Here is a 19,268-nt window from a genome sequence, read left to right on the forward strand (position 1 = left end):
TTACCTTTCCTCCAAAATATGCTCTAAAGCCTGAGCTAAAAGCAAATACACATGTTCATCATCCAAAGAATAAAAAATATTTTTACCCTCTCGCCTGAATTTGACCAGCTTGGCGCCCCTAAGTAAACGCAATTGATGGGACACAGCAGAAACACTCATTTTCACGCTTTCACTCAGACAACATACTGCCAATTCCTTTTGCTTGAGCAAAGTGAGCAAAATCTTGAGTCTGGTGGGGTCAGAAAGAATCTTAAAAATATCTGCTAGCTCTAAAATAAGCTCTTCCCTTTCCTCTTCTTCCCCAAAATCCAGAATTTCCAAATCTTCAGCCCTAAGCCCATGCTTACACTTACTCATTCTCTCACTCCAAAATAAAACATTTGAACATATATTCAAACGTTGAATAATTATTTTCCCTTTCAGGGTCAAGAAAAATATTTTCTAAAAAGACTATTTTTCAATTTTAAGTAAAAATAAGTTGTTGAATATTGCTTTTTTTTAATTAAACTAAAAAAATGAAAATCATTATTCATCGCAAGGCCTTAAAATACCTGGAAGAACGCCAGGCTGAAGATATTAGCATAACTTTAGCAGAAATAGATACCAACTGCCCCATTGGCACGGCCAAGGAGATTCGGGTGATTTTGGAAAAACCTCAAAATCTAAAATCATATCGCTGGAAAAAAGTGGATAATTACCACTTCTTTATAGATAGAAGACTTAGGGAAATCGGTCCCATTGTTTTAAAAAAACAGGGATTCTGGAAATTTAGCTCTCTATATGTAGAAGGATTGCAAGTGCCTCTATAAAATAGCCAATCACCTCTTTGTACAGGGGAGGTAAAATTAAAAGGAGGGAGGTTTTTTATTATGAACTCGTTACTGTTAGCTCTGTTGGTAGGTGTGGGCTATGTTGTAGCCTATAACACCTATGGAAGGTTTTTGGGTAAAAAAATCTTTCAACTAGCTGCAGACAAAGTCTGCCCATCTCATGAACTAAGGGATGATATTGACTTTGTCCCTACCAACAAACACGTTCTTTTTGGTCACCACTTTACTTCCATTGCTGGTTTAGGACCTATTGTAGGACCAGCAGTAGCCCTAATCTGGGGTTGGGTCCCAGCAATGATCTGGGTTTTTGTTGGTTCTATATTCTTAGGAGCAGTACATGATTTTGGAGCCTTAATTGTCTCCCTAAGACACAATGGCCGCTCCATTGGAGATATTTCTGGCGACCTTATTTCCCCTCGGGTACGCATTCTCTTTTTGCTTATTATTTTCTTTTTACTCCTTCTGGTAATTGCAGTTTTTGCCCTGGTTATTGCCATTCTCTTTGACATGTATCCCCAGGCTGTTATTCCTGTCTGGCTGGAAATACCCATTGCTGTTATTCTTGGTTATCAGGTCTATAAAAAAGGTGCCAGCCATACCTTCTGGGGAATTATTGCGGTTATTGTAATGTACATTACTGTAGTTATTGGTGCCTATGTTCCTGTAGATTTAAAGGCCTTGGGGCTTAGTCCCAGTGGAGCCATAATCACCTGGATGATTATTCTCTATATCTACGCTTATATTGCTTCTACTTTGCCTGTACAAACCCTTTTGCAGCCAAGAGATTACATTAACTCTCACCAGTTACTCATTGCTCTGGGATTATTAGCTTTGGGAGTTATTGTTGCCCATCCCCAAATTACAGCTCCTGCCATCAATCCCAATCCTCAGGGCGCTCCTTCCATGTGGCCCTTTCTCTTTGTAATTATTGCCTGTGGAGCTATTTCTGGTTTCCACTCTCTGGTCAGTTCTGGGACTTCTTCTAAACAATGTTATTCTGAAGAAGATGCCCGTTTTATTGGCTATGGCGCCATGCTCATGGAAGGAAGTTTATCCACCCTGGTTATCATTTCTGTAGCTGCAGGACTTGGACTTGGGCTCATAACCAAAGATGGCACCTTTTTTGGCACAGAAGCCTTTACTCACTACTACTCTTCCTGGGCAGCTGTTAGTGGTTTGGGAGCTAAGATAAATGCTTTTGTGCAAGGTGGAGCCAATTTAATTGAATCTTATGGTATTCCTAAAAATATCACGGTAACTATTATGGGTGTATTTCTGGTTTCTTTTGCTGCCACCACCCTGGACACTGCTACCAGGTTGCAACGCTACATTATTGGCGAGCTGGCTATTGCCTGTAAGGTACCTGCTTTGGCCAAAAGACATCCTGCCACTATGATTGCTGTACTTACTGCCTTTATTCTGTCCTTTTACAATGGTTCTGGAAAGGGTGCTCTTACTCTCTGGCCTCTTTTTGGTACTGCCAACCAGCTCTTAGCTGGACTTGCTTTGCTGGTAATCACTGTCTATCTGGTAAAGAAAAAAATACCCACTATTTATACAGTTATTCCCATGGTTTTCATGATTGCCATGACTGGTTGGGCCATGGTTTTAAACCTGAAAAAATTCTACGCTACCCAAAACTGGATTTTAGTAATTATTGGTGGAATTATTTTCTTACTGGAAATCTGGATGATTATAGAGGCTTTTCTCCTGGTGAAAAAGCCATCTACTCCAGAAAAGGCTGTGGCCTAAAAAAACTACTGCCCTTAAAACCAAAAGCCCCTCTTAAAGAGGGGCTTTTTTTATGGACGCAACATATTTACATGGTGCATCTCATCTTCCATATCTACTAAATGACACACCTTACAGTTCAAACCAGCGCCAATGGCCCTTCTATTCTTTTGATATTGCAAGGGTTGAATATTATCCAGGTCTTGCTCATAGATGTTTTTGGCTGGATAAATAGCATGGGGAGAGCCATGACACCCAATACAAGGCAAAACTCCACTCTCATCAAAGGAATGGCGATAGAGTGCCTGGGCATTTTTAGTCCAAGCATTAAAACCTTCTTTTTTAACTGGCTTTTCATAGTCTTGATGACAGGTAAAACAATCAGGCTCATTTAGCCAGGGCTCTCTGGGCTTTATTTTTTCCAGAGAATCAACTTTTCGAGGCTTTAAATTAAGCATCAATTTTTCCACTGCTTTTCCCTTTGATTTTTCAAAGCGCAACAAACTTAAAGCATGGTCTTCCAGATAACCATGACAGGAAGTACAGTCTAACCCCCTGGCTGCATGTATTCCTCTAAGACACCCCGTACTGCCAGCTAAGCTTGCTGGATGACATTGAAAACAGGCCTCCGAACCTCTTCCAGAAAGGTAATTGGCGTGCCAGCCATGAATGGCTGCAGGCAAATTGGGCAAATGGGGTTTGCCTTTGGCTTTTAGCACAGGGTCTGGATGACAGGATTGACACAGGACAGGGCGACCTTCTTTGGCCTCTTTTAACAAATTAGTGTTATTTATCCTATCATGTACCCTTAAAACATCCTGAGCAGTTTCTTCAGAAATACCAGCACCCTCTTTTTTCCTCCAGGGACCTCCGTGACAGTTTTTGCACCCCATTTCTGTGGAAGTAGGCGCTATTACCTTGGTTGTAGCCAGAATCTTACCACTTTCTTTGTCCACAGCCTTAATGGTAAACTGGGGATAGGGGTTAAAACCTTTTTTAGAATAGGGCACTACAGGAATCAAATCCGCTCCAAAAATACCTGTTTCCTCTTCCAGCTTCATTTTACCCACAACCCTGTTGCCAGAAAGTCCTTCTCCTGGAGCAAGTTTTTTTCCAAAAAGTTTAGGAGCCACCTGCCAAAATTCAACCTCCTCTTCTGGATGCCTAAATCCTTCTTCCACCTCATAGATAACTTCAATCCCTTCTGTAACCACTTCTGGCAATTCTCCTCTTTTTATCACCAGGGCAAAAAGGTCATTGGCTGGGGGTAAAAGCACCCAATAGGGCCAGCTATCAGAAATGCAATGCATGCCCAGATTGTTCCAGGCCAAAAGCACATATTCGCTTTGGTCTTCAGCAAAAGGAGGTAGGCTTAGCTCCACAGGTTTAAGCTCTGGTTTTTCTCCAATCTCTTTTTCTTTTTTCTGTAATCCATAAACAATATACTCGGCCAGCAGTTCTTTTTCCCTTTCTGTACCTGAAAAAGGCGGCATGTACTTCAATATCTTACCCTGGCCAGTTAACTGACTAACCAATCCAAAGGGATTATCATACTTTTGGGTTAATTTTAAAATATCTCTTAAAGGTCCCCCTCTGGAATGACAGGAACTACATTCTAACTTAAATATTTCTTTTCCCAAATAAAGATTATTATTTGCTCTATCCTTATCCAACCAATAACTATTTAAAGCAAGTATTCCCTTTTTATTTACTTCTTCTAAATCCTGCACTTTTATTCCATTGGAATACATATAATCATAAATAATAAAAGGTTTTCTTGCTCCTTCTCTTAAAAACTCAAAACTTCCAATATAGATAATACCAAGAATAAGCATAATTAAAGATAAAGTTTTTTGAAAAGAGCCATTTAATCTGGAAAAATAAAAGCAAGAAACAATAATAATTAGCGGAGTTAGGTAAACAAACCAATCTAAAATATTTTTATAATATGGTGTGAGCTTGAAGATATAATTTTTCAATCCTTGGTCCAATATGTTATAATACCAAACCCCAGCCAGAAAGGTAAGTATAGTAAAGAAAACTATATATTTGGCATAATACCTGGACATCCTTACTCTGTCTTCATTTTTCAACTTAAAACTAGCAGTAACCAGGCCAAAGATAGAGGCAATGCTTAAGGCCAAAAAGGTTCTAAAAAAAATAGAAGGCCAAAAGGAAGGATTAAAAAAACCATCCCACAAATTCTTACTTTGCAGCCACTTACCTGGAGTAAGCATAAAATCTATGATACCACTAATAAAAAACAAAGAAGCCCAGGCAAATAAAAAATAAAACCAGGCCAGTAAGATGTGTTTTTGAGAATCAAGTTTTTTAAAGCCATAGTAATAGAGCAGTAAAACTATAATTTCAGCCAGGAAAAATACCCATTCAGTAGCCCAAAAAAAGACAAAATGATGAATTAAAAAGGAAGTAGCTGCAGGTTGAAGTAAAGAAATGGTAAACCAAATTCCCACTCCTGTAACTCCACCTGCTACCATGGTGAGTAATAAAAAAACAAAGCATGCTTACGGGTATACTCCAGAAGAGAAGGAGAATTTAAAGCTATAGCTTTTTTTTCAGTAAGAGCTAAAAACACTCCCCCACCCACAGCAAAATGGGCAATGTAGACATGAAAAATGCCTATTAAAGCTATAAGTAATCCTCCACCTGCAAAACCAAGCTCCCATACAGGATAAGTCATTTAACTTACTCCTCCAGCTTACTTTCTGTATAAACTTTAAAAATATAACCAAGTAAACCAGTAACCAGAACTAAAGTTATAAGGAAAAGTACAAAAGAAGAATAATCATTTTGTGAAACAAAATCATTTTCAGTTATATTATTCTTTAAATAGAAAAATCTAACTTTACTTCTAAGCAAAACCATAGATAACACTAAAAAAAACACACTATAAATAAGCTGCATAAGTTTTTGTTTAAAGGCTAAAAACAAGCTAAGTAAAAGGAAAAATATAGCTGTAGATAAATAGACAAGACTAAGTTTATCTCTCATAATACTTAAGATTACCTCTTTAGGCAGAGAAAGTAAAAACCATACCCCTATTATTACTTGCAAGAAAGTTGCTCCAACAAACCACTTAAGCCCCACTTTTACCTGTAAATTACCCTTTTTACTACCCCAAAAGGCAAAGACCAGCCCTCCAATAGCTACAGACGCAACAATAAAATGAAAATACCTGGGCAATAAGCTAGGCTCACCACTAAAAAAAAGCTTTTCTTTGAAGTAAATAGATTGCCAATGACCAGGCCTAAGCATCAAGGACATATTGCTAACAAAAATAAAGGCTATATACAAAAAAGATAAAACAACTAAGGCCAGAATAGATATTCTTACAGCAGAGCTTAGAGAATAAAATTTAAAGTCATAGAGATACAAAAGATAATAGGCCAGAATAAGCACAAAAACCACACTTAGCCAAAAGGGAGCTATCAACACAGAAGAAGTATAGAAAAATTTTGACCATAAAACCTGTAAAAACAAAAGAGCAGCCACTCCCAAATTGATAGCAAAGGCAAGCAGGGTGGGTAATCTGGAAGAAGTAAATTTTGGAATAATATCCTTATTTTTTACCTCTTCCACTAAAGTTATTATACTCCAGCCAATGACAATATTTATTAAGATAAGATGAATAAAAAAAAGAGCATGTAGAAAAAAATCAAACCAGCCTGCAGGAATAAGTAAAATACTACCTGGCATATTTAAAGACATTTTTTGCTCCTACCATCCCTTTTGTTCAAACCACCTAAATAAAAGTACACCTGCCAGCCAGAAAAGTACAATCACAATCCAGGGGTTAATCCCCAAAACCTGGGGTAAGGTAATTTTACCATAATTCCCCACAAGCAATAAAGTTTTTTGCATCCAGGGATAGATTTGAGCAAAAAGTGCTGCTCCCACTAACATTCCCAGAATTCCACTAAGGGCATCCAATCTGCCTTCTCCTATTGCTCCCAGAGAAGTGCCAGGACAATAGCCTAAAATTCCCCAACCAAGCCCAAATAAAAGACCGCCTGTAATTACACTTCCCAAAATAGTGGGTTTTAAACTGAATTTAATCAACTCCATTCCCTCTAAAAGGTATAAACCCACCATAGCTACCAGAATAGCGCTAAGCATAAATTTTACAATAGTCATATCCAAAAAACGCAAAGCAGCAATTTGCTTGTCATAGCGAATGACCTGTCCCTTTTGTAATAAAAAGCCAAACACAACACCTGTAATAAAACCATAAAATAAACTCATGCCCTACCTCCTTTTCCTGTAGAAAAGATTGGCTGAAATAATTCCGCCCACAAAAAAGCATACCAAAGCAATTAAACTGCCTACAGAAAGTTGCGCCACGCCACTCAAGCCATGGCCTGAAGGACAACCACCAGCTAATCTGGCTCCAAACATGGCTATAATCCCGCCTAAAAAAGCCCAAAGGGCTCGTTTGAGCCTACCAGGACCAAATTTTTCTGCCCACATAGGAGGAACCCAGACAATTTGAAAGGTCTTAGAGCTCAAAGCAGCCACAAAAGAACCCACCATAATGCCCAACACAAACATAACCTGCCACTCTACCTTGGGTACCTTGGCCTGAAAATAACTTAAACTAGCTACATATTCTGGAGCAAAGACCTTTTCTATCAATCCAGCTACTCGCACAAAAGAAGTGGAGGCTCCAAAAAATTTGCCACTTATCCACACCGAAAGTACCAAGGCCAACCCAGACAAACCACCGGCTAGATAAGGAGACCAGTATTTTCCTTTCATTTTTTACCTCCTGAAAGTTATCACTTTTTAAGGATAAGTTTACTTTAAAAACCAAAAAAGGCAATACTTTTTTAAAAGCTGATACTTCAATTCAATAAATTGTTTTTCTATCTTACCTCCTTGCCCTGAGGTTAAAAAGGAATTAGACTGCTAAGTAAGGGAAAATAGGAGGCAATAGCATGCTAAAAAGGGTAGAACTAGCTATTACAGGTATGAGTTGCGCCATGTGCGCTAAAAATATTGACCAGAGTTTAAAGGATTTACCAGGGATAAAAGAAGCCCAGGTAAACCTGGCTACAGAAAAACTTTCTCTTCAATTTGACCCTTCAAAGTTATCTTTAAAGCAAATTATTTCCCGTATTGAAGAGCTGGGGTATGGAGTAAAAACAGAGAAAAGAGTGCTCCAAGTGGGTGGCATGAGTTGTGCCATGTGCGTAAAGGCAGTGGAAAAGGCCTTAAGCCAGGTAGAAGGGGTCAAAAAGGTCCGGGTCAATCTGGCCTCAGAAAAGGCCTATCTTGAATTATATACTAAGGCCTATTCCTTAAAAGAACTGGAAGAAGCCATTACCAGGGCAGGATATAAGTTTTTAGGCACAGAAGAAGCAGAACTAGACCCCAAGGAACAAGCCAGGCTCCTGCAAAGACAAAAATTTAAAATTGTTCTTGGATTCATAACTGGATTTATCTTACTTTTAATTATGCACTTAGATTTATCCTGGGATAAATCCTGGCTTATGTTTTTTATTACTACACCTGTATTTGTATTTATCAGTGGTCATATCTTTAAAGCTGCCTATCGCAGCCTGAAAAATAAAAGTCTAACCATGGAAGTAATGTATTCCATGGGTATGGGTACAGCTTATCTAGCCAGTATACTTTCTACTTTTAAAGTTTTGCCAGGTAATTTTATCTTTTATGAAGCAGCTATATTTTTGGCCACCTTTCTTATCCTGGGAAAATATTTAGAACAAAAGGCTAAGGGAAAAACCTCTGAAGCCATTGAAAAACTCTTAAAACTACGCCCTAAAAAGGCCTGGATTTATTTTGAAGGAAGAGAAGTAGAAGTGGATAGCGAGTCCTTAAAACCAAAGGATGTTGTTATAGTTAAACCTGGAGAGATGATTCCTGTAGATGGAATAGTTGTAGAAGGTGAAAGTTATGTAAATGAATCCATGCTTACAGGTGAACCATTACCAGTACTAAAGAAAGTAAAAGACAAGGTAGTAGGAGGAACCTTAAATGAAGATGGCTTATTAAAAATAGAAGCAACGCATACAGGAGAAGATACAGTTCTAGCCAAAATCATTAACATGGTAGAAGAAGCCCAGGGAAGTAGGCCACCTATTCAAAAGTTAGCAGATAAAATCGTCTCTTATTTTATCCCAGTGGTGTTGACCATTGCCCTTTTAAGTTTTCTTGTCTGGTATTTTATAGCTGGAGAAAGCCTTTTATTTGCTCTAACTTCCTTGATTTCCGTGCTGGTAGTTGCCTGTCCCTGTGCCTTAGGCTTGGCCACTCCCACAGCTATAACCGTAGGCTTAGGTAGAGGAGCAGAACTGGGTATTTTGATTAAAAATGGAGAGACTTTAGAGCGAAGTGAACATATAACCACAATTGTCTTTGATAAAACCGGCACTCTTACTTTGGGTAAACCACAGGTTCAAAAAACAATAGCCTTTTCGCCTTATTCGGAAAAAGAGGTCTTAACCTATGCCCTGAGTCTGGAAAAAAACTCCACCCATCCTCTAGCTCAAGCTATTGTCAAAAAGGCCCAGGAAAAAAAGCTATCTCCCTTACCTGTAGATGAATTTATTACTTTAAGAGGTAAGGGCATTAAAGCTAGATTAAAAGAGGAAAATCTTTTCATAGGCAACTTAAGATTGGTTCAAGATTTAAAGATATCTCTTGATAATAAACAAAAACAAACCCTAGAGAAACTGGAAAGCCAGGGGTTTACTGTCAGTCTGGTGGGAAAAGGCCAGCAAGTTGTAGGTGCTATTGCTATTGCTGATTCCCTAAAGCCCAGTACTCCCAGGGCTGTTTCCTGGTTAAAGGAAAGGGGTTATAAACTTATTTTACTTACAGGAGACAACCAAAGAACTGCCAAAGTTATTGCCCAAAAACTGGATCTGGACGAGGTCCTGGCTGAAGTATTGCCAGAAGATAAAGCCAGTAAGGTCAAATCCTTGCAAGACAGGGGCGAAAAGGTGGCCTTTGTGGGAGATGGAATCAACGACGCTCCGGCCCTGGCCCAAGCTGATGTGGGGATTGCCTTAGGTAGTGGAACAGATGTGGCCATGGAAAGCGGGGATATTGTGTTGGTAAAGGATAACCTTTTGGACGTACCTGCCAGTCTGGAGTTAAGTCAAAAGGTAATGCAGAGAATAAAACAAAATCTTTTCTGGGCCTTTGCCTACAATGTAATTTTAATACCTGTAGCTGCAGGAGTACTCTATCCAGCCTTTAAAATAAGTTTTAGACCAGAATTTGCAGGCCTGGCCATGGCTTTGAGCTCAGTAACAGTTGTTAGCTTATCTTTAATGTTGAAAAAATATACCCCTAAATCCAAAAAGCTAACTAGTTAGACCTGGGTTTAAAGCTTCCCCCTGCCCTTTTAATCTCAGACAATACCTTTTCTATAAGTAAAGGGATGGCCTGTTCTATTTCTGGAGAGACTTCTAAACTCACGTCATCCATATTTTTGGGCTCAATGCCTATAACCACAGTATCTGGCCTGCTTCCTATAAGTTCACAATAGATCAAAGTGTCTGTAAGGTCAGTCTGGTGTAAAGAATTTTTAAAGGAAATGCTTTTTCTAAGGTCATCTCCCACCAAGCGATAAATTGTACCAGGCTTACCATCTCCCAACACAGCATCCACTATAATCAAGTTATCACAGCGAGTAAGATAGTCCATAAGCTTCATTCCCAGAGTGCCACCATCTAATAAATGCACATCTTCAGAAAATTCGTATCTTTTTTCCAGTTCCTGAATCACTTTTACGCCAATGCCTTCATCTGTAAACAAGATATTTCCTACGCCCAACACCAAGATGGGAAATCTCTCCTCCATACCAATATGCTCCTTAAGAAATTAGTTTAATAAAAAAGAGCCTGAAGAAAACTTCAGGCTCTTTTGAAGCAAAGAACTTTTAATTAAAGCACTCTAAACTTATAAGTTTCATTAGATTTAGGATCTATGACATGTACACCACAGGCAATACAAGGATCAAAGGAGTGTACAGTACGCAACAATTCTACTGGACGCTTGGGATCAGCCACAGGAGTATTTAAAAGGGCTTCTTCAATGGGACCTAATTTGCCATTGGCACACCTGGGTCCCAAACTCCAGGTAGAGGGAACTACTAATTGATAGTTTGCAATTTGTTTATTTTTAATTTTAATCCAGTGGCTAAGAGCACCTCTAGGAGCAGTAACAAAACCTACCCCTTCAGCTTCATCAGGCATCTCATATTCTTGATAAAGCTTGGTATCACCAGCTTTTACATTGCTCTCCAGTTCATCCAGCCACTTTTCAATCCTGGCAGCAATAACTTTGGTTTCAATACCTCTAGCAGCGGTTCTACCCAGGGTGGAGAACAGAGCTTCAGGGCCTACTCCCAGGTAATTCAAGACATAATCTACAGTTTCCTTAAATTCAGGTACTCCCTTAGCATAAGCTACCAACACACTGGCCAAAGGACCTGTTTCACAGGGCTCTCCTTTGTAGCGAGGAGCTTTCATCCAGGAGTATTTATTCTTGTCTTCCAGGCTGGTATAGTAAGGTTTGGTCTCACCTTCATAAGGATGTCTGGCCTTGTCGCCCTCGTACCAGCTGTATTTTACGTGCTCGTAAATTTCTTTGGGATCAAAATCTTCTATCTTGCTCAAGTCACGATTAAAAATAACACCCTGAGGCATAAATCTGGAAGCCAAGTCATTGGCCTTTTCAGGGAATTCACCAAAGGTAATAAAGTTGGTGCAGCCACCATATTGAGCCCAATCCTTATAATAGGAAGCTACAGCCAAGAGGTCTGGAATGTAAACTTCATCTACAAACTTCTTGGTTTCTTGCCAGAGATTTCTAAATTCACTTAATCTCTCTGGGCTCAAGGCCTCATAATTGGTTACTCCACCCACTACAGTAAATTGAGTATGAGGATTTTTGGCTCCAAACACAGCCATGGCTCTGGCAGCCTTTACCTGCAATCTCAAAGCTTCCAGATAATGGGCTGTGGCAATGAGGTTTACTTCTGGGGGCAGATAATAGGCATCATGCCCACCTAAGAAAAAGGCATTGGTAAAAATGCCCAACTGTCCACTATCTACAAAGGCTTTTAATTTTTCCTGGACAGCCTTTAAGTCTTCAGCCTTGGTGGGACGAGGAGAAATATTGTTGGCAATCTTGGCAGCCTTGTAAGGATCAGCCTTTAAGGCAGAAGTTACATCCACCCAATCCAGGGCATGTAAATGATAAAAATGCACTATATGGTCATGAAGATATTGGGCACCCATGACCAGATTGCGCATAATTCTAGCATTGGCTGGAATATCTACCTTTACGGCATCATCTACGCAGCGCACAGAAGCCAGAGCATGCACATAGGTACATACACCACAGGCTCTTTGAGTAAAGTGCTGCGCATCTCTAGGGTCTCTACCCTTTAAAATTATCTCCAAACCCCTAAAAAGTTGGGGTTTACTCCAGGCATTTTTTACTTTACCATTCTCAATTTCTACTTCTATTCTTAGATGCCCCTCTATTCTGGTTACTGGGTCCACCACAATGGGCCCAGAATAATTACTCTTGGGAGTAACTGGAATAGCAGGGGCCTTTTTTGCTCTACAACCGGACATATAACTCCTCCTTGAAAATTATTTTACATGGATTCATAAAAAGGTGACATCTCATCCCAGAAATTAGGCTCACTACAACCAATACAGGGATGTCCTGCTTCTACTGGCCAGTTGGTCTGATTGAATTTAATCTTGGGACAATTGTTGTAGGTATAAGGTCCTTTACAACCTAACTCATATAAACACCAACCTTTTTTGGCTTCTTCTGAGTCAAAAGAAGGAGCAAATTCACTGTTGTCAAAATGCTTTTTGCGAGGACAAAGGTCATGCACGGTTTCTCCATAAAACATAACAGGACGATGGTTGTCATCCAGCTCTGGCATGCCTTTGGTAAGCAAGTGAACAACTGTACCCACAAAATTATAGGGATTGGGTGGGCAACCAGCAATGTTTATGGCCCTTACTCCCAGCTTACCCAGGGCATCATTTACCCCCTTAGCTCCAGTAGGATTGGGAGCAGCAGCCTGCACCCCACCAAAGGTAGCACAAGTTCCTATCGCAATGGTAGCAATGGCCTTGGGAGCAATTTCTGCACAAATCTCATACATGGTCTTGCCGGCAATTTTACCATAAATACCGCCATCTTTCATGGGAATAGCTCCCTCAATTACACACACATAGCCATTGGGAGAAGAAATGGCCTGATGTAAGGCTTCTTCTGCTGGTTCGCCGGCAGCAGCCATAATGGTTTCGTGGTAGTCCAGAGAAATGGTGTCCAGAATAAGCTCATCAATAAAAGGACTTACAGTCCTAAGCACAGCTTCGGAACAGCCCGTACACTCAGCATTGTGCAAATAGACAACACTGGGTCTTTTTTTGCTGGTCAAAGCTTCTGCTACCTTGGGAGCAAAACCAGGACCCATTCCCATCATCACTGCTACAGCAGTACAAAATTTCATAAAATCACGCCTGGATACCCCTCTCCTTTCCAAACGCTCTAAGGGGTCATCCTTACCTAGCCCGACAAAATACTTCATAGGGCACCTCCCTTTTGGGTTTAAGTATTAATTTTTATACCTAACTCTATGCAAAAAATACATAAAGTTGGCAAGTAAAATCTTATCTATTTTTATTTTTGTTCCTTCTTGAGAAAAATAATTACTTTTTTCAATAGTTTTTTTATCTTAATTCTGCCCTAATCCTCTTTTTAACTTCTTCCACAGCTTCTGCTACTGCAGGAGTAAAAGTCTTGGAGAACTCTTCAATGTTTTCCACTTCTATGAGATAAAGTTTTATTTCCTGGGGCATTTCTTCTTTAAATACAGTATAGCCAGTCTTTAGAGTAGTACCTACACTAATGGCATGGGAATTGATTAAGTTGGGAGAAGAAAAAATATCTTCTACTCCCACTTCCAAAATTGTCCCCACAGGATTTCCCAATTTACAGGCATCAACAATTAAAGCCCTTTTATAGCCCAGAACCTTATCAATCACTTCAAACCCCACGGTATAAAGCACTTCAAAGTGAGCCGGTAAATTTTCTTTTTCCAAATCTTCCACCACTACTATACCTGCCCTATCATCTGCTAAAAGAGGATTTCCTATACCTAAGACCACTGTATCCATAAGTTCTTTTACTCCTTTTTTCCTGTAAATAAAAAAAGCCAGGCATTTTTAAGCCTGGCTTTTTTGTAAAAAAACACTTTCTCTTTTTAGTAGTTTCTTAGTTTTTTATGCAGCTTTCCTTCGCTATCAAAGATTTCAATTTCAAAAGGAACTCCACCAGTAATGGTATGAGTAGCACAGGCCAGGCAAAGGTCATAAGGCCTGAAAGCCATTTCTACATAGTTTAAAAGACCTTCGCTTACATTACCATTTTTAATAAAGTGCTTAGCAGCATTCTTTACAGCCAGGTTAATGGGACCATTGTTGTGAGTCGTAGCTACGATTAAGTTGGCATTGGTAACAATGCCTTTATCATCAGTTACATAGTGGTGAATCAAAGTACCACGAGGAGCTTCAATGATACCCACACCTTCACCTACCACTTCTGTAGGCTTATTCCAGTTATCAGTGCCAGTAATATCTGGGTCATTGATAAGCTCTTTCATCCTTTCAGCCGCATTTAAGAGCTCAATAGCTCTAGCCCAGTGATAGGCCAAAACAAAGTGCACGGGTTTGGTCTTAAAGGTATCAAAGAACTTTTCATAGTGTTTTTGGGCCTCTGGAGTATCCATGCCACTGGCCACATTAAATCTGGGCAAAGGACCTACTGCATAAAGATTGGTTCCCTTACCTTCTTTAATGCCCTGCCAGGGACCAAGCTTTTTCTGATAAGGGAACTTCAGGTAAGACCAGGGAAGTACCCTTTCCGCAATAAAGTCCAGATATTCTTTGCCCCTAAAGGTGCCAATAACATTTCCTTCAGTATCTACAATCTTTTGAGTACCGTCGTAGTAGGCAATGCGATCTTGTTCATCCACACTACCCTGGTAGTTGACCACTACCTTGTACATATCTCCAGTAACCAAGGAAAGATACTTTTCATTCTTAAGCACTACATCTTCAAAGATTTGCAAGGTCAACTTGCCCAGTTCAATGAGCTCGTCCACCCAGCCATCAACCATTTTTCTCTCTTCTTCAGTGAGCTTTTTGGACCAGCCACCAGGAAGAGCACTAACTGGATGGTTGGGTTTACCGCCCAAGAGCTCAAAGATTTTCACGGCCAGTTTTCTTTTGGCCAACACTGCCTTACCAGTTTCTGCACCCACTGCATTAATCAATCCAATAACATTTCTGGTAGCAGGGTCAGCCTCTGGGCCTACTACAAAATCAGGAAAACCAAGGGCATAGAGAATTACGGCGTGGTCTTCCACATAGTGAGCCATGTAAAAAAGCTCTCTTAATTTCCTGGCAGTAGGGGTTGGCTCTACCCCATAAACGCCATCCAGAGCCTTCATGGATGCAGTAAAGTGAACTCCTCTACACACTCCACATACTGTGGATACAGTGCGAGGAACCTCTTCTATGGGTAAGCCTTGCAAAAATTTTTCATAACCGCGAAATTCCACGGTTTGAAAGAAGGCATCATCCACATTGCCATTATCATCAAGAAAAATGGCAATTTTTCCGTGGCCTTCTAATCTGGTTATAGGGTTTATTTCTATCTTTTTCACGTTTGTCCTCCCTGTTTGTTCTGTCTTTCCTCCTCCAAAAAACTTGGAGAAAACTTCTCGTATTTTCATGGGACCACTCCTTATAAGGGCCCCTTTAAAAAAAGGGGGTTAAGGTTAACCCTTTTTTATCGCTCTTTTCTTTCTCTCAATTAAAGAACTGGGTAGAGAGTAGCGATAGTAAAACTTAGCTAAAACTGGATATTTTTGCATTAACTGCTCTACAGCTTCTTCACTACCTAAAATAGAACCAATGGCACTCATGGCCCTGGCACCATAGTCTTTTACTCCAGGAATGGGGCCACCACAGCCACGGCAGGGAATACCTACCTTGGGGCAAGAGCAACCACAGTCTCCCTGAGTAAAAGGACCAAAACAAATAATACCTTGTTGAAGCAAACATACTCCATCTTCAGGAGCTTTTTCTGAGGTACGATATACTTCTTCTACTAAGAAACGATCTGTGCCCTGATTTCTGGGATTTCTCTCACACACATCACACACAGCTTTGCCACTGGTAAGCCAGGAACCAGCTGGTGGCAGGTTACCAGCAATAACTGCCTCCACAGCAGCAGCTACAAAATCAGGATGAGGAGGACAGCCACCTACATAGTATTCTACAGGTACTACCTCATCAATGACCTTAACTTCTGGCAAAAACTCTGGGATAGTTAAATCGTATTTGCCATCCAAAAGATATTCTGGAGTGGGATATACTCCATCGGGATTATCAGTGCTAAAGGTATCCTGATAGGCCTGTTTAAAAAGCTCTTCTTTGGTATGCATATTGGCCATACCAGCAATACTACCTAAAGTAGCACAAGCACCAAAGGCCACCAAAATCTTGGCTTTGTCTCGCAAGACCTTGACCATATGTTCATTTTCACTGTTGCGAATCATACCATCCACAAAGGCCAGGTCTATGGACTTGTCTGGCATGGCTTCTAAATCTTTATACTTTACGTCAGCAACAGTAGGTGCCCAAAAGACCACTTCCAGGTGTTCCAGGGCATCTACCAATTTTTCGGAAATATCTACCAAACTCATCTCACAGCCAGCACATCCGCCAGCAAGTAAAAATGCAAATTTCAACTTATCTGCCATCTTAATTACCTCCCTTGAGAGGGTTAGGACCTAATTCTTTAAGAGTTTCTGTAAATTCGGTAACTACCTCAGCAAACTTTTGTCCCTCAGAACCAGAAATCCATTCCCAACGAAAACGTCCAGGTTCAACACCTAACTCCTTAATCATTTCTTCTACTTGTTTCATCCTGCGAGCAGTCTTGTAGTTACCATCTTTGTAGTGACAATCACCAAAATGGCATCCACCCACCAGTACTCCATCTGCTCCATTGGCCAAAGCTTGAATAATGTATTCTGGCTCTATTCTTCCAGAACAGGGTACCCTGATTAGTTTTATACTTGGAGGGTACTTTAAACGCAAACTTCCAGCTAAATCAGCACCTGCATAGGTACACCAGTGGCAGGCAAAACCAACTATATTGGGTTTAAATTCCATTTTACCCCTCCTTATTTCACTAAGCGTTTTTCACTTTGCATTTCTTTAACTATTTCATCTCTAGACACCTGACAAATACCAGCTACTAGCTTGGGATCAAAGCCCAAGGCAATAGCCAAGAACTGAGTTACATGAAATACAGGGATTTCAAAATCAATATCCCCTCTTTCTTTAAGCACTTTCTGAGAGCCATCAAATTGTAAATAACAGGAAGAACAACCAGTAACTACCACATCTGGATCTATTTCTTCTTTAATAGAAGAAATTTTTCTTTTAAAAGTTTGTAAAGATTTTTCCCTATCAGAAGAACTCATAGCACCCATACCACAACAATCTTCTATCCTACTATAGTGAGGTGCCTCTGCTCCTGTTGCCTCTACAATAGTTTTTAAATGAATGGGGAAGAAGGGGTTTTCTTCTTTGACTTCATAAACATCACTGGGCCAGATAGAGTGACAACCTTGCTGTACAGCAACTTTAATCCCTTCAAAATTATATTTAATCTTCTCTTTAATCTTTTCAGGACCAATAATGGCATAAAGAAGGTGCATAATGTGGTAAATTTTAGAAGTGCCTTTATATTCTCTTCCAATTAACTTTAACTTCTCATTTACCACATCAAACTTACCAGGTTTATGCTCAATCATGTGTTTGGCTTCACTCAAAACCCCAAAACAAGAGTTACAACCAGTGGTAATATCCACACCCTTTTCTTCAGCCAAAGAAATATTCCTTCCAGATAAGCTCAGCCAGGTATCCAGATCAAAGGAAGGAGCTGTACCCCAGGCAGGGCAACAACTGGCTCCTTCTAAATCCACAGGCTCTATGCCAAATTCTGGCAATATAGAGCGAAAAGCCTTTTCTATATCTGGAGCTCTAAAAGGAATATTACATCCTAAAAACAATCCTACTTTTTCCATTTTTTTCAACTCCTTAAAGGTTTAAAATATTCCCAATTCAGCCATTGGACTATTATCCAATAAAGTTTGAATTTCCTTTTGAGCTTGCTCGTTGTTTAAAGCAGTAGGCGGAGTTTCAGGTAAACCTGCTTTTTTCCTATTCTCAGCCACTGCCTCAGGGCTAATGGTGACAGCATGTCCCACATTATACAAACTCATTTGTGGACCAAAGGCAGAAGTGGAAAGGGCCAATTCAGAGGCCTGATAACGTCTAAAGGCAAAAACCACTTCCATGGGCCTTACTCCCTGAGGACAAACTTCTGTACATCTATTACAGGCCTGACATCCCCAGGTAGATACTTCTTCTATGGTCTCTTCCAACTGACCGGTTAAAATCCTTTTAATAAGCATTCTACACAAAACATTGAAGCCTACTCTTACTCCTGGACATATGCCAGAGCAGGCTCCACACTGCACACATTTTACCACAGCCTCACCACCATATTTACTGATGGTTTCAATGGCTTCTTTTACTTTGGCGTCATCTATTTTTAAGCCAGACATGTTAATAAACCTCCTAGGATGTTAAAGCATCGATTTGTGCAAAAATCTCTTCGTCAGTAAAGCCATGTAAAGTTATGGCCTGAGATGGGCAGGCAGAAGTACATACGCCACAACCCTTACACAAACTATAATTAATCTCTGCCCTTAGAGTATCTCCCCAGGTCTTCATGGAAATAGCATTATAAGGACAAAGAGGAATACATACCCCACAGCCACTACACTTTTCTGGATTTACTTCAGAAAGTAGTGGTTCAATCTTAACCTTGCCCTGAGCTAAAGGTACAGCGGCAACTGCAGCAGCACCTTTGGCCTGAGCTACTGTGTCAGGAATATCCTTGGGACCCTGACAGCAACCAGCCAGGAATACTCCAGCCACAGAGGTTTCTACTGGACCAAGTTTGGGATGCAATTCTCTATAAAAATGACTTCCACAGAACTGTAAGCCCAATTTTTGAGCAAGCTTTTCTGCTGTATCAGGAAGCTCAATAGCAGTAGCTAGTACTACCAAATCAGACTCATATTCAATGGGAGTACATTGTTCCATATCATAGGCAAGCACTCTCAGCCTATCCCCAGGCAAAATCTCCAAACCTCCTACCTTGCCTTTAAAAATATTGATACCCATCTTGCGAGCACCAACATAGTATTCATCATAACCCTTACCTGGAGAACGAACATCAATAAAATGCATATTGATGTTGATGTCAGGATATTTTTCTTTAATCAAACGAGCTTGCTTAATCATGTACATACAACATACACGAGAACAATAGGTATGGTACTTTTCATCTCTGGAACCCACACAGGAAACAAAAGTAATGGTATGAGGCTTTTCATTATCAGAAGGACGAAGCAGTTTTCCACCAGTAGGACCAATACTGGAAATAAGCCTTTCCAGTTGCAAGGCAGTAATTACATTGGGAGATTTGGGTGCAAATTCCTTGAACCAATCCTTTTCCATTACCTTAAAACCAGTGGCC

At 40.1% G+C, this 19,268-nt stretch carries 19 protein-coding genes; 3 read left to right on the plus strand and 16 right to left on the minus strand.

All coding sequences use genetic code 11. From position 1 onward, the window contains the following. Nucleotides 1-357 (minus strand): ArsR/SmtB family transcription factor, encoded by a 357-nt coding sequence (locus ACTCIM_RS09770; protein ID WP_029966069.1) that lies wholly within the window; start codon nucleotides 355-357, stop codon nucleotides 1-3. Between the two features lie 158 nt (nucleotides 358-515). Here ACTCIM_RS09770 and ACTCIM_RS09775 point away from each other — a divergent pair, with 158 nt between their 5' ends. Next, entirely contained in the window at nucleotides 516-809 is a 294-nt protein-coding gene (locus ACTCIM_RS09775) for a hypothetical protein (RefSeq protein ID WP_029966067.1), read from the plus strand. A gap of 60 nt (nucleotides 810-869) precedes the next feature. Continuing rightward, nucleotides 870-2,582: a carbon starvation CstA family protein gene (locus tag ACTCIM_RS09780; protein WP_472315356.1), complete on the plus strand. Its 1,713-nt coding sequence runs from the start codon at nucleotides 870-872 to the stop codon at nucleotides 2,580-2,582. Between the two features lie 50 nt (nucleotides 2,583-2,632). On the opposite strand, the gene ACTCIM_RS09785 is transcribed toward ACTCIM_RS09780, so the two are convergent. Genes ACTCIM_RS09785 through ACTCIM_RS09805 form a run of 5 tightly spaced genes read right to left on the minus strand, consistent with a single transcriptional unit; the run spans nucleotide 2,633 to nucleotide 7,337 of the window. Further along, nucleotides 2,633-5,035 carry a c-type cytochrome gene (locus tag ACTCIM_RS09785; RefSeq protein WP_472315358.1) on the minus strand — a complete coding sequence of 801 codons (2,403 nt, stop codon included), beginning with the start codon at nucleotides 5,033-5,035 and terminating at the stop codon, nucleotides 2,633-2,635. 17 nt (nucleotides 5,036-5,052) lie between these two features. Beyond that, nucleotides 5,053-5,262 (minus strand): hypothetical protein, encoded by a 210-nt coding sequence (locus ACTCIM_RS09790; RefSeq protein WP_472315361.1) that lies wholly within the window; start codon nucleotides 5,260-5,262, stop codon nucleotides 5,053-5,055. 5 nt (nucleotides 5,263-5,267) lie between these two features. Next, nucleotides 5,268-6,290 (minus strand): hypothetical protein, encoded by a 1,023-nt coding sequence (locus ACTCIM_RS09795; protein ID WP_472315363.1) that lies wholly within the window; start codon nucleotides 6,288-6,290, stop codon nucleotides 5,268-5,270. A 9-nt stretch (nucleotides 6,291-6,299) separates the two neighbouring features. Further along, the gene (locus ACTCIM_RS09800) at nucleotides 6,300-6,824 is read right to left on the minus strand and encodes a DUF6691 family protein (RefSeq protein WP_029966058.1); all 525 of its coding nucleotides are present in this window, start codon (nucleotides 6,822-6,824) and stop codon (nucleotides 6,300-6,302) included. 3 nt (nucleotides 6,825-6,827) lie between these two features. Beyond that, nucleotides 6,828-7,337, minus strand: a complete 510-nt coding sequence (locus tag ACTCIM_RS09805; protein WP_029966056.1) for a YeeE/YedE thiosulfate transporter family protein — start codon at nucleotides 7,335-7,337, stop codon at nucleotides 6,828-6,830. Between the two features lie 179 nt (nucleotides 7,338-7,516). Between ACTCIM_RS09805 and ACTCIM_RS09810 the strand changes: the two genes are divergently transcribed. Beyond that, entirely contained in the window at nucleotides 7,517-9,922 is a 2,406-nt protein-coding gene (locus ACTCIM_RS09810; RefSeq protein WP_472315366.1) for a heavy metal translocating P-type ATPase, read from the plus strand. On the opposite strand, the gene ACTCIM_RS09815 is transcribed toward ACTCIM_RS09810, so the two are convergent. From ACTCIM_RS09815 to ACTCIM_RS09860, 10 genes are all read right to left on the minus strand, one after another. After that, the gene (locus ACTCIM_RS09815; protein ID WP_029966053.1) at nucleotides 9,915-10,409 is read right to left on the minus strand and encodes a HyaD/HybD family hydrogenase maturation endopeptidase; all 495 of its coding nucleotides are present in this window, start codon (nucleotides 10,407-10,409) and stop codon (nucleotides 9,915-9,917) included. The genes ACTCIM_RS09810 and ACTCIM_RS09815 overlap by 8 nt on opposite strands. Nucleotides 10,410-10,492: 83 nt before the next feature. Beyond that, entirely contained in the window at nucleotides 10,493-12,193 is a 1,701-nt protein-coding gene (locus tag ACTCIM_RS09820) for a nickel-dependent hydrogenase large subunit (protein WP_029966051.1), read from the minus strand. Between the two features lie 23 nt (nucleotides 12,194-12,216). Then, complete coding sequence (locus ACTCIM_RS09825) at nucleotides 12,217-13,170, minus strand: hydrogenase small subunit (RefSeq protein ID WP_029966049.1); 954 nt, start codon at nucleotides 13,168-13,170, stop codon at nucleotides 12,217-12,219. Nucleotides 13,171-13,312: 142 nt separating this feature from the next. Continuing rightward, a complete protein-coding gene (locus ACTCIM_RS09830) occupies nucleotides 13,313-13,759 on the minus strand; it encodes a hydrogenase maturation protease (protein ID WP_472315369.1) in 447 nt (148 codons plus the stop codon). An 86-nt stretch (nucleotides 13,760-13,845) separates the two neighbouring features. Further along, on the minus strand, nucleotides 13,846-15,309 hold the full coding sequence (locus tag ACTCIM_RS09835; protein WP_472315372.1) for a Ni/Fe hydrogenase subunit alpha: 1,464 nt from the start codon (nucleotides 15,307-15,309) through the stop codon (nucleotides 13,846-13,848). Nucleotides 15,310-15,423: 114 nt separating this feature from the next. Continuing rightward, the gene (locus ACTCIM_RS09840; protein ID WP_472315375.1) at nucleotides 15,424-16,410 is read right to left on the minus strand and encodes an NADH-quinone oxidoreductase subunit B family protein; all 987 of its coding nucleotides are present in this window, start codon (nucleotides 16,408-16,410) and stop codon (nucleotides 15,424-15,426) included. Between the two features lies 1 nt (nucleotide 16,411). Further along, the gene (locus ACTCIM_RS09845; protein WP_029966036.1) at nucleotides 16,412-16,825 is read right to left on the minus strand and encodes a hydrogenase iron-sulfur subunit; all 414 of its coding nucleotides are present in this window, start codon (nucleotides 16,823-16,825) and stop codon (nucleotides 16,412-16,414) included. 11 nt (nucleotides 16,826-16,836) lie between these two features. After that, nucleotides 16,837-17,745: a CoB--CoM heterodisulfide reductase iron-sulfur subunit B family protein gene (locus tag ACTCIM_RS09850; protein ID WP_472315378.1), complete on the minus strand. Its 909-nt coding sequence runs from the start codon at nucleotides 17,743-17,745 to the stop codon at nucleotides 16,837-16,839. A 21-nt stretch (nucleotides 17,746-17,766) separates the two neighbouring features. Continuing rightward, nucleotides 17,767-18,288, minus strand: a complete 522-nt coding sequence (locus ACTCIM_RS09855) for a 4Fe-4S dicluster domain-containing protein (RefSeq protein WP_029966031.1) — start codon at nucleotides 18,286-18,288, stop codon at nucleotides 17,767-17,769. Between the two features lie 13 nt (nucleotides 18,289-18,301). Further along, nucleotides 18,302-19,268 (minus strand): 4Fe-4S binding protein (locus tag ACTCIM_RS09860; protein ID WP_472315381.1); only part of this gene is annotated, 967 nt, incomplete at its 5' end.

This window comes from Desulfonauticus sp., from assembly GCF_055126295.1.

Coding starts and splice junctions, on each gene's coding strand:
- ACTCIM_RS09805 (WP_029966056.1), bottom strand. CDS start 7,337: ATGAAAGGAAAATACTGGTCTCCTTATCTAGCCGGTGGTTTGTCTGGG.
- ACTCIM_RS09795 (WP_472315363.1), bottom strand. CDS start 6,290: ATGTCTTTAAATATGCCAGGTAGTATTTTACTTATTCCTGCAGGCTGG.
- ACTCIM_RS09810 (WP_472315366.1), top strand. CDS start 7,517: ATGCTAAAAAGGGTAGAACTAGCTATTACAGGTATGAGTTGCGCCATG.
- ACTCIM_RS09825 (WP_029966049.1), bottom strand. CDS start 13,170: ATGAAGTATTTTGTCGGGCTAGGTAAGGATGACCCCTTAGAGCGTTTG.
- ACTCIM_RS09770 (WP_029966069.1), bottom strand. CDS start 357: ATGAGTAAGTGTAAGCATGGGCTTAGGGCTGAAGATTTGGAAATTCTG.
- ACTCIM_RS09830 (WP_472315369.1), bottom strand. CDS start 13,759: ATGGATACAGTGGTCTTAGGTATAGGAAATCCTCTTTTAGCAGATGAT.
- ACTCIM_RS09800 (WP_029966058.1), bottom strand. CDS start 6,824: ATGAGTTTATTTTATGGTTTTATTACAGGTGTTGTGTTTGGCTTTTTA.
- ACTCIM_RS09840 (WP_472315375.1), bottom strand. CDS start 16,410: ATGGCAGATAAGTTGAAATTTGCATTTTTACTTGCTGGCGGATGTGCT.
- ACTCIM_RS09815 (WP_029966053.1), bottom strand. CDS start 10,409: ATGGAGGAGAGATTTCCCATCTTGGTGTTGGGCGTAGGAAATATCTTG.
- ACTCIM_RS09790 (WP_472315361.1), bottom strand. CDS start 5,262: ATGACTTATCCTGTATGGGAGCTTGGTTTTGCAGGTGGAGGATTACTT.
- ACTCIM_RS09845 (WP_029966036.1), bottom strand. CDS start 16,825: ATGGAATTTAAACCCAATATAGTTGGTTTTGCCTGCCACTGGTGTACC.
- ACTCIM_RS09780 (WP_472315356.1), top strand. CDS start 870: ATGAACTCGTTACTGTTAGCTCTGTTGGTAGGTGTGGGCTATGTTGTA.
- ACTCIM_RS09820 (WP_029966051.1), bottom strand. CDS start 12,193: ATGTCCGGTTGTAGAGCAAAAAAGGCCCCTGCTATTCCAGTTACTCCC.
- ACTCIM_RS09775 (WP_029966067.1), top strand. CDS start 516: ATGAAAATCATTATTCATCGCAAGGCCTTAAAATACCTGGAAGAACGC.
- ACTCIM_RS09850 (WP_472315378.1), bottom strand. CDS start 17,745: ATGGAAAAAGTAGGATTGTTTTTAGGATGTAATATTCCTTTTAGAGCT.
- ACTCIM_RS09855 (WP_029966031.1), bottom strand. CDS start 18,288: ATGTCTGGCTTAAAAATAGATGACGCCAAAGTAAAAGAAGCCATTGAA.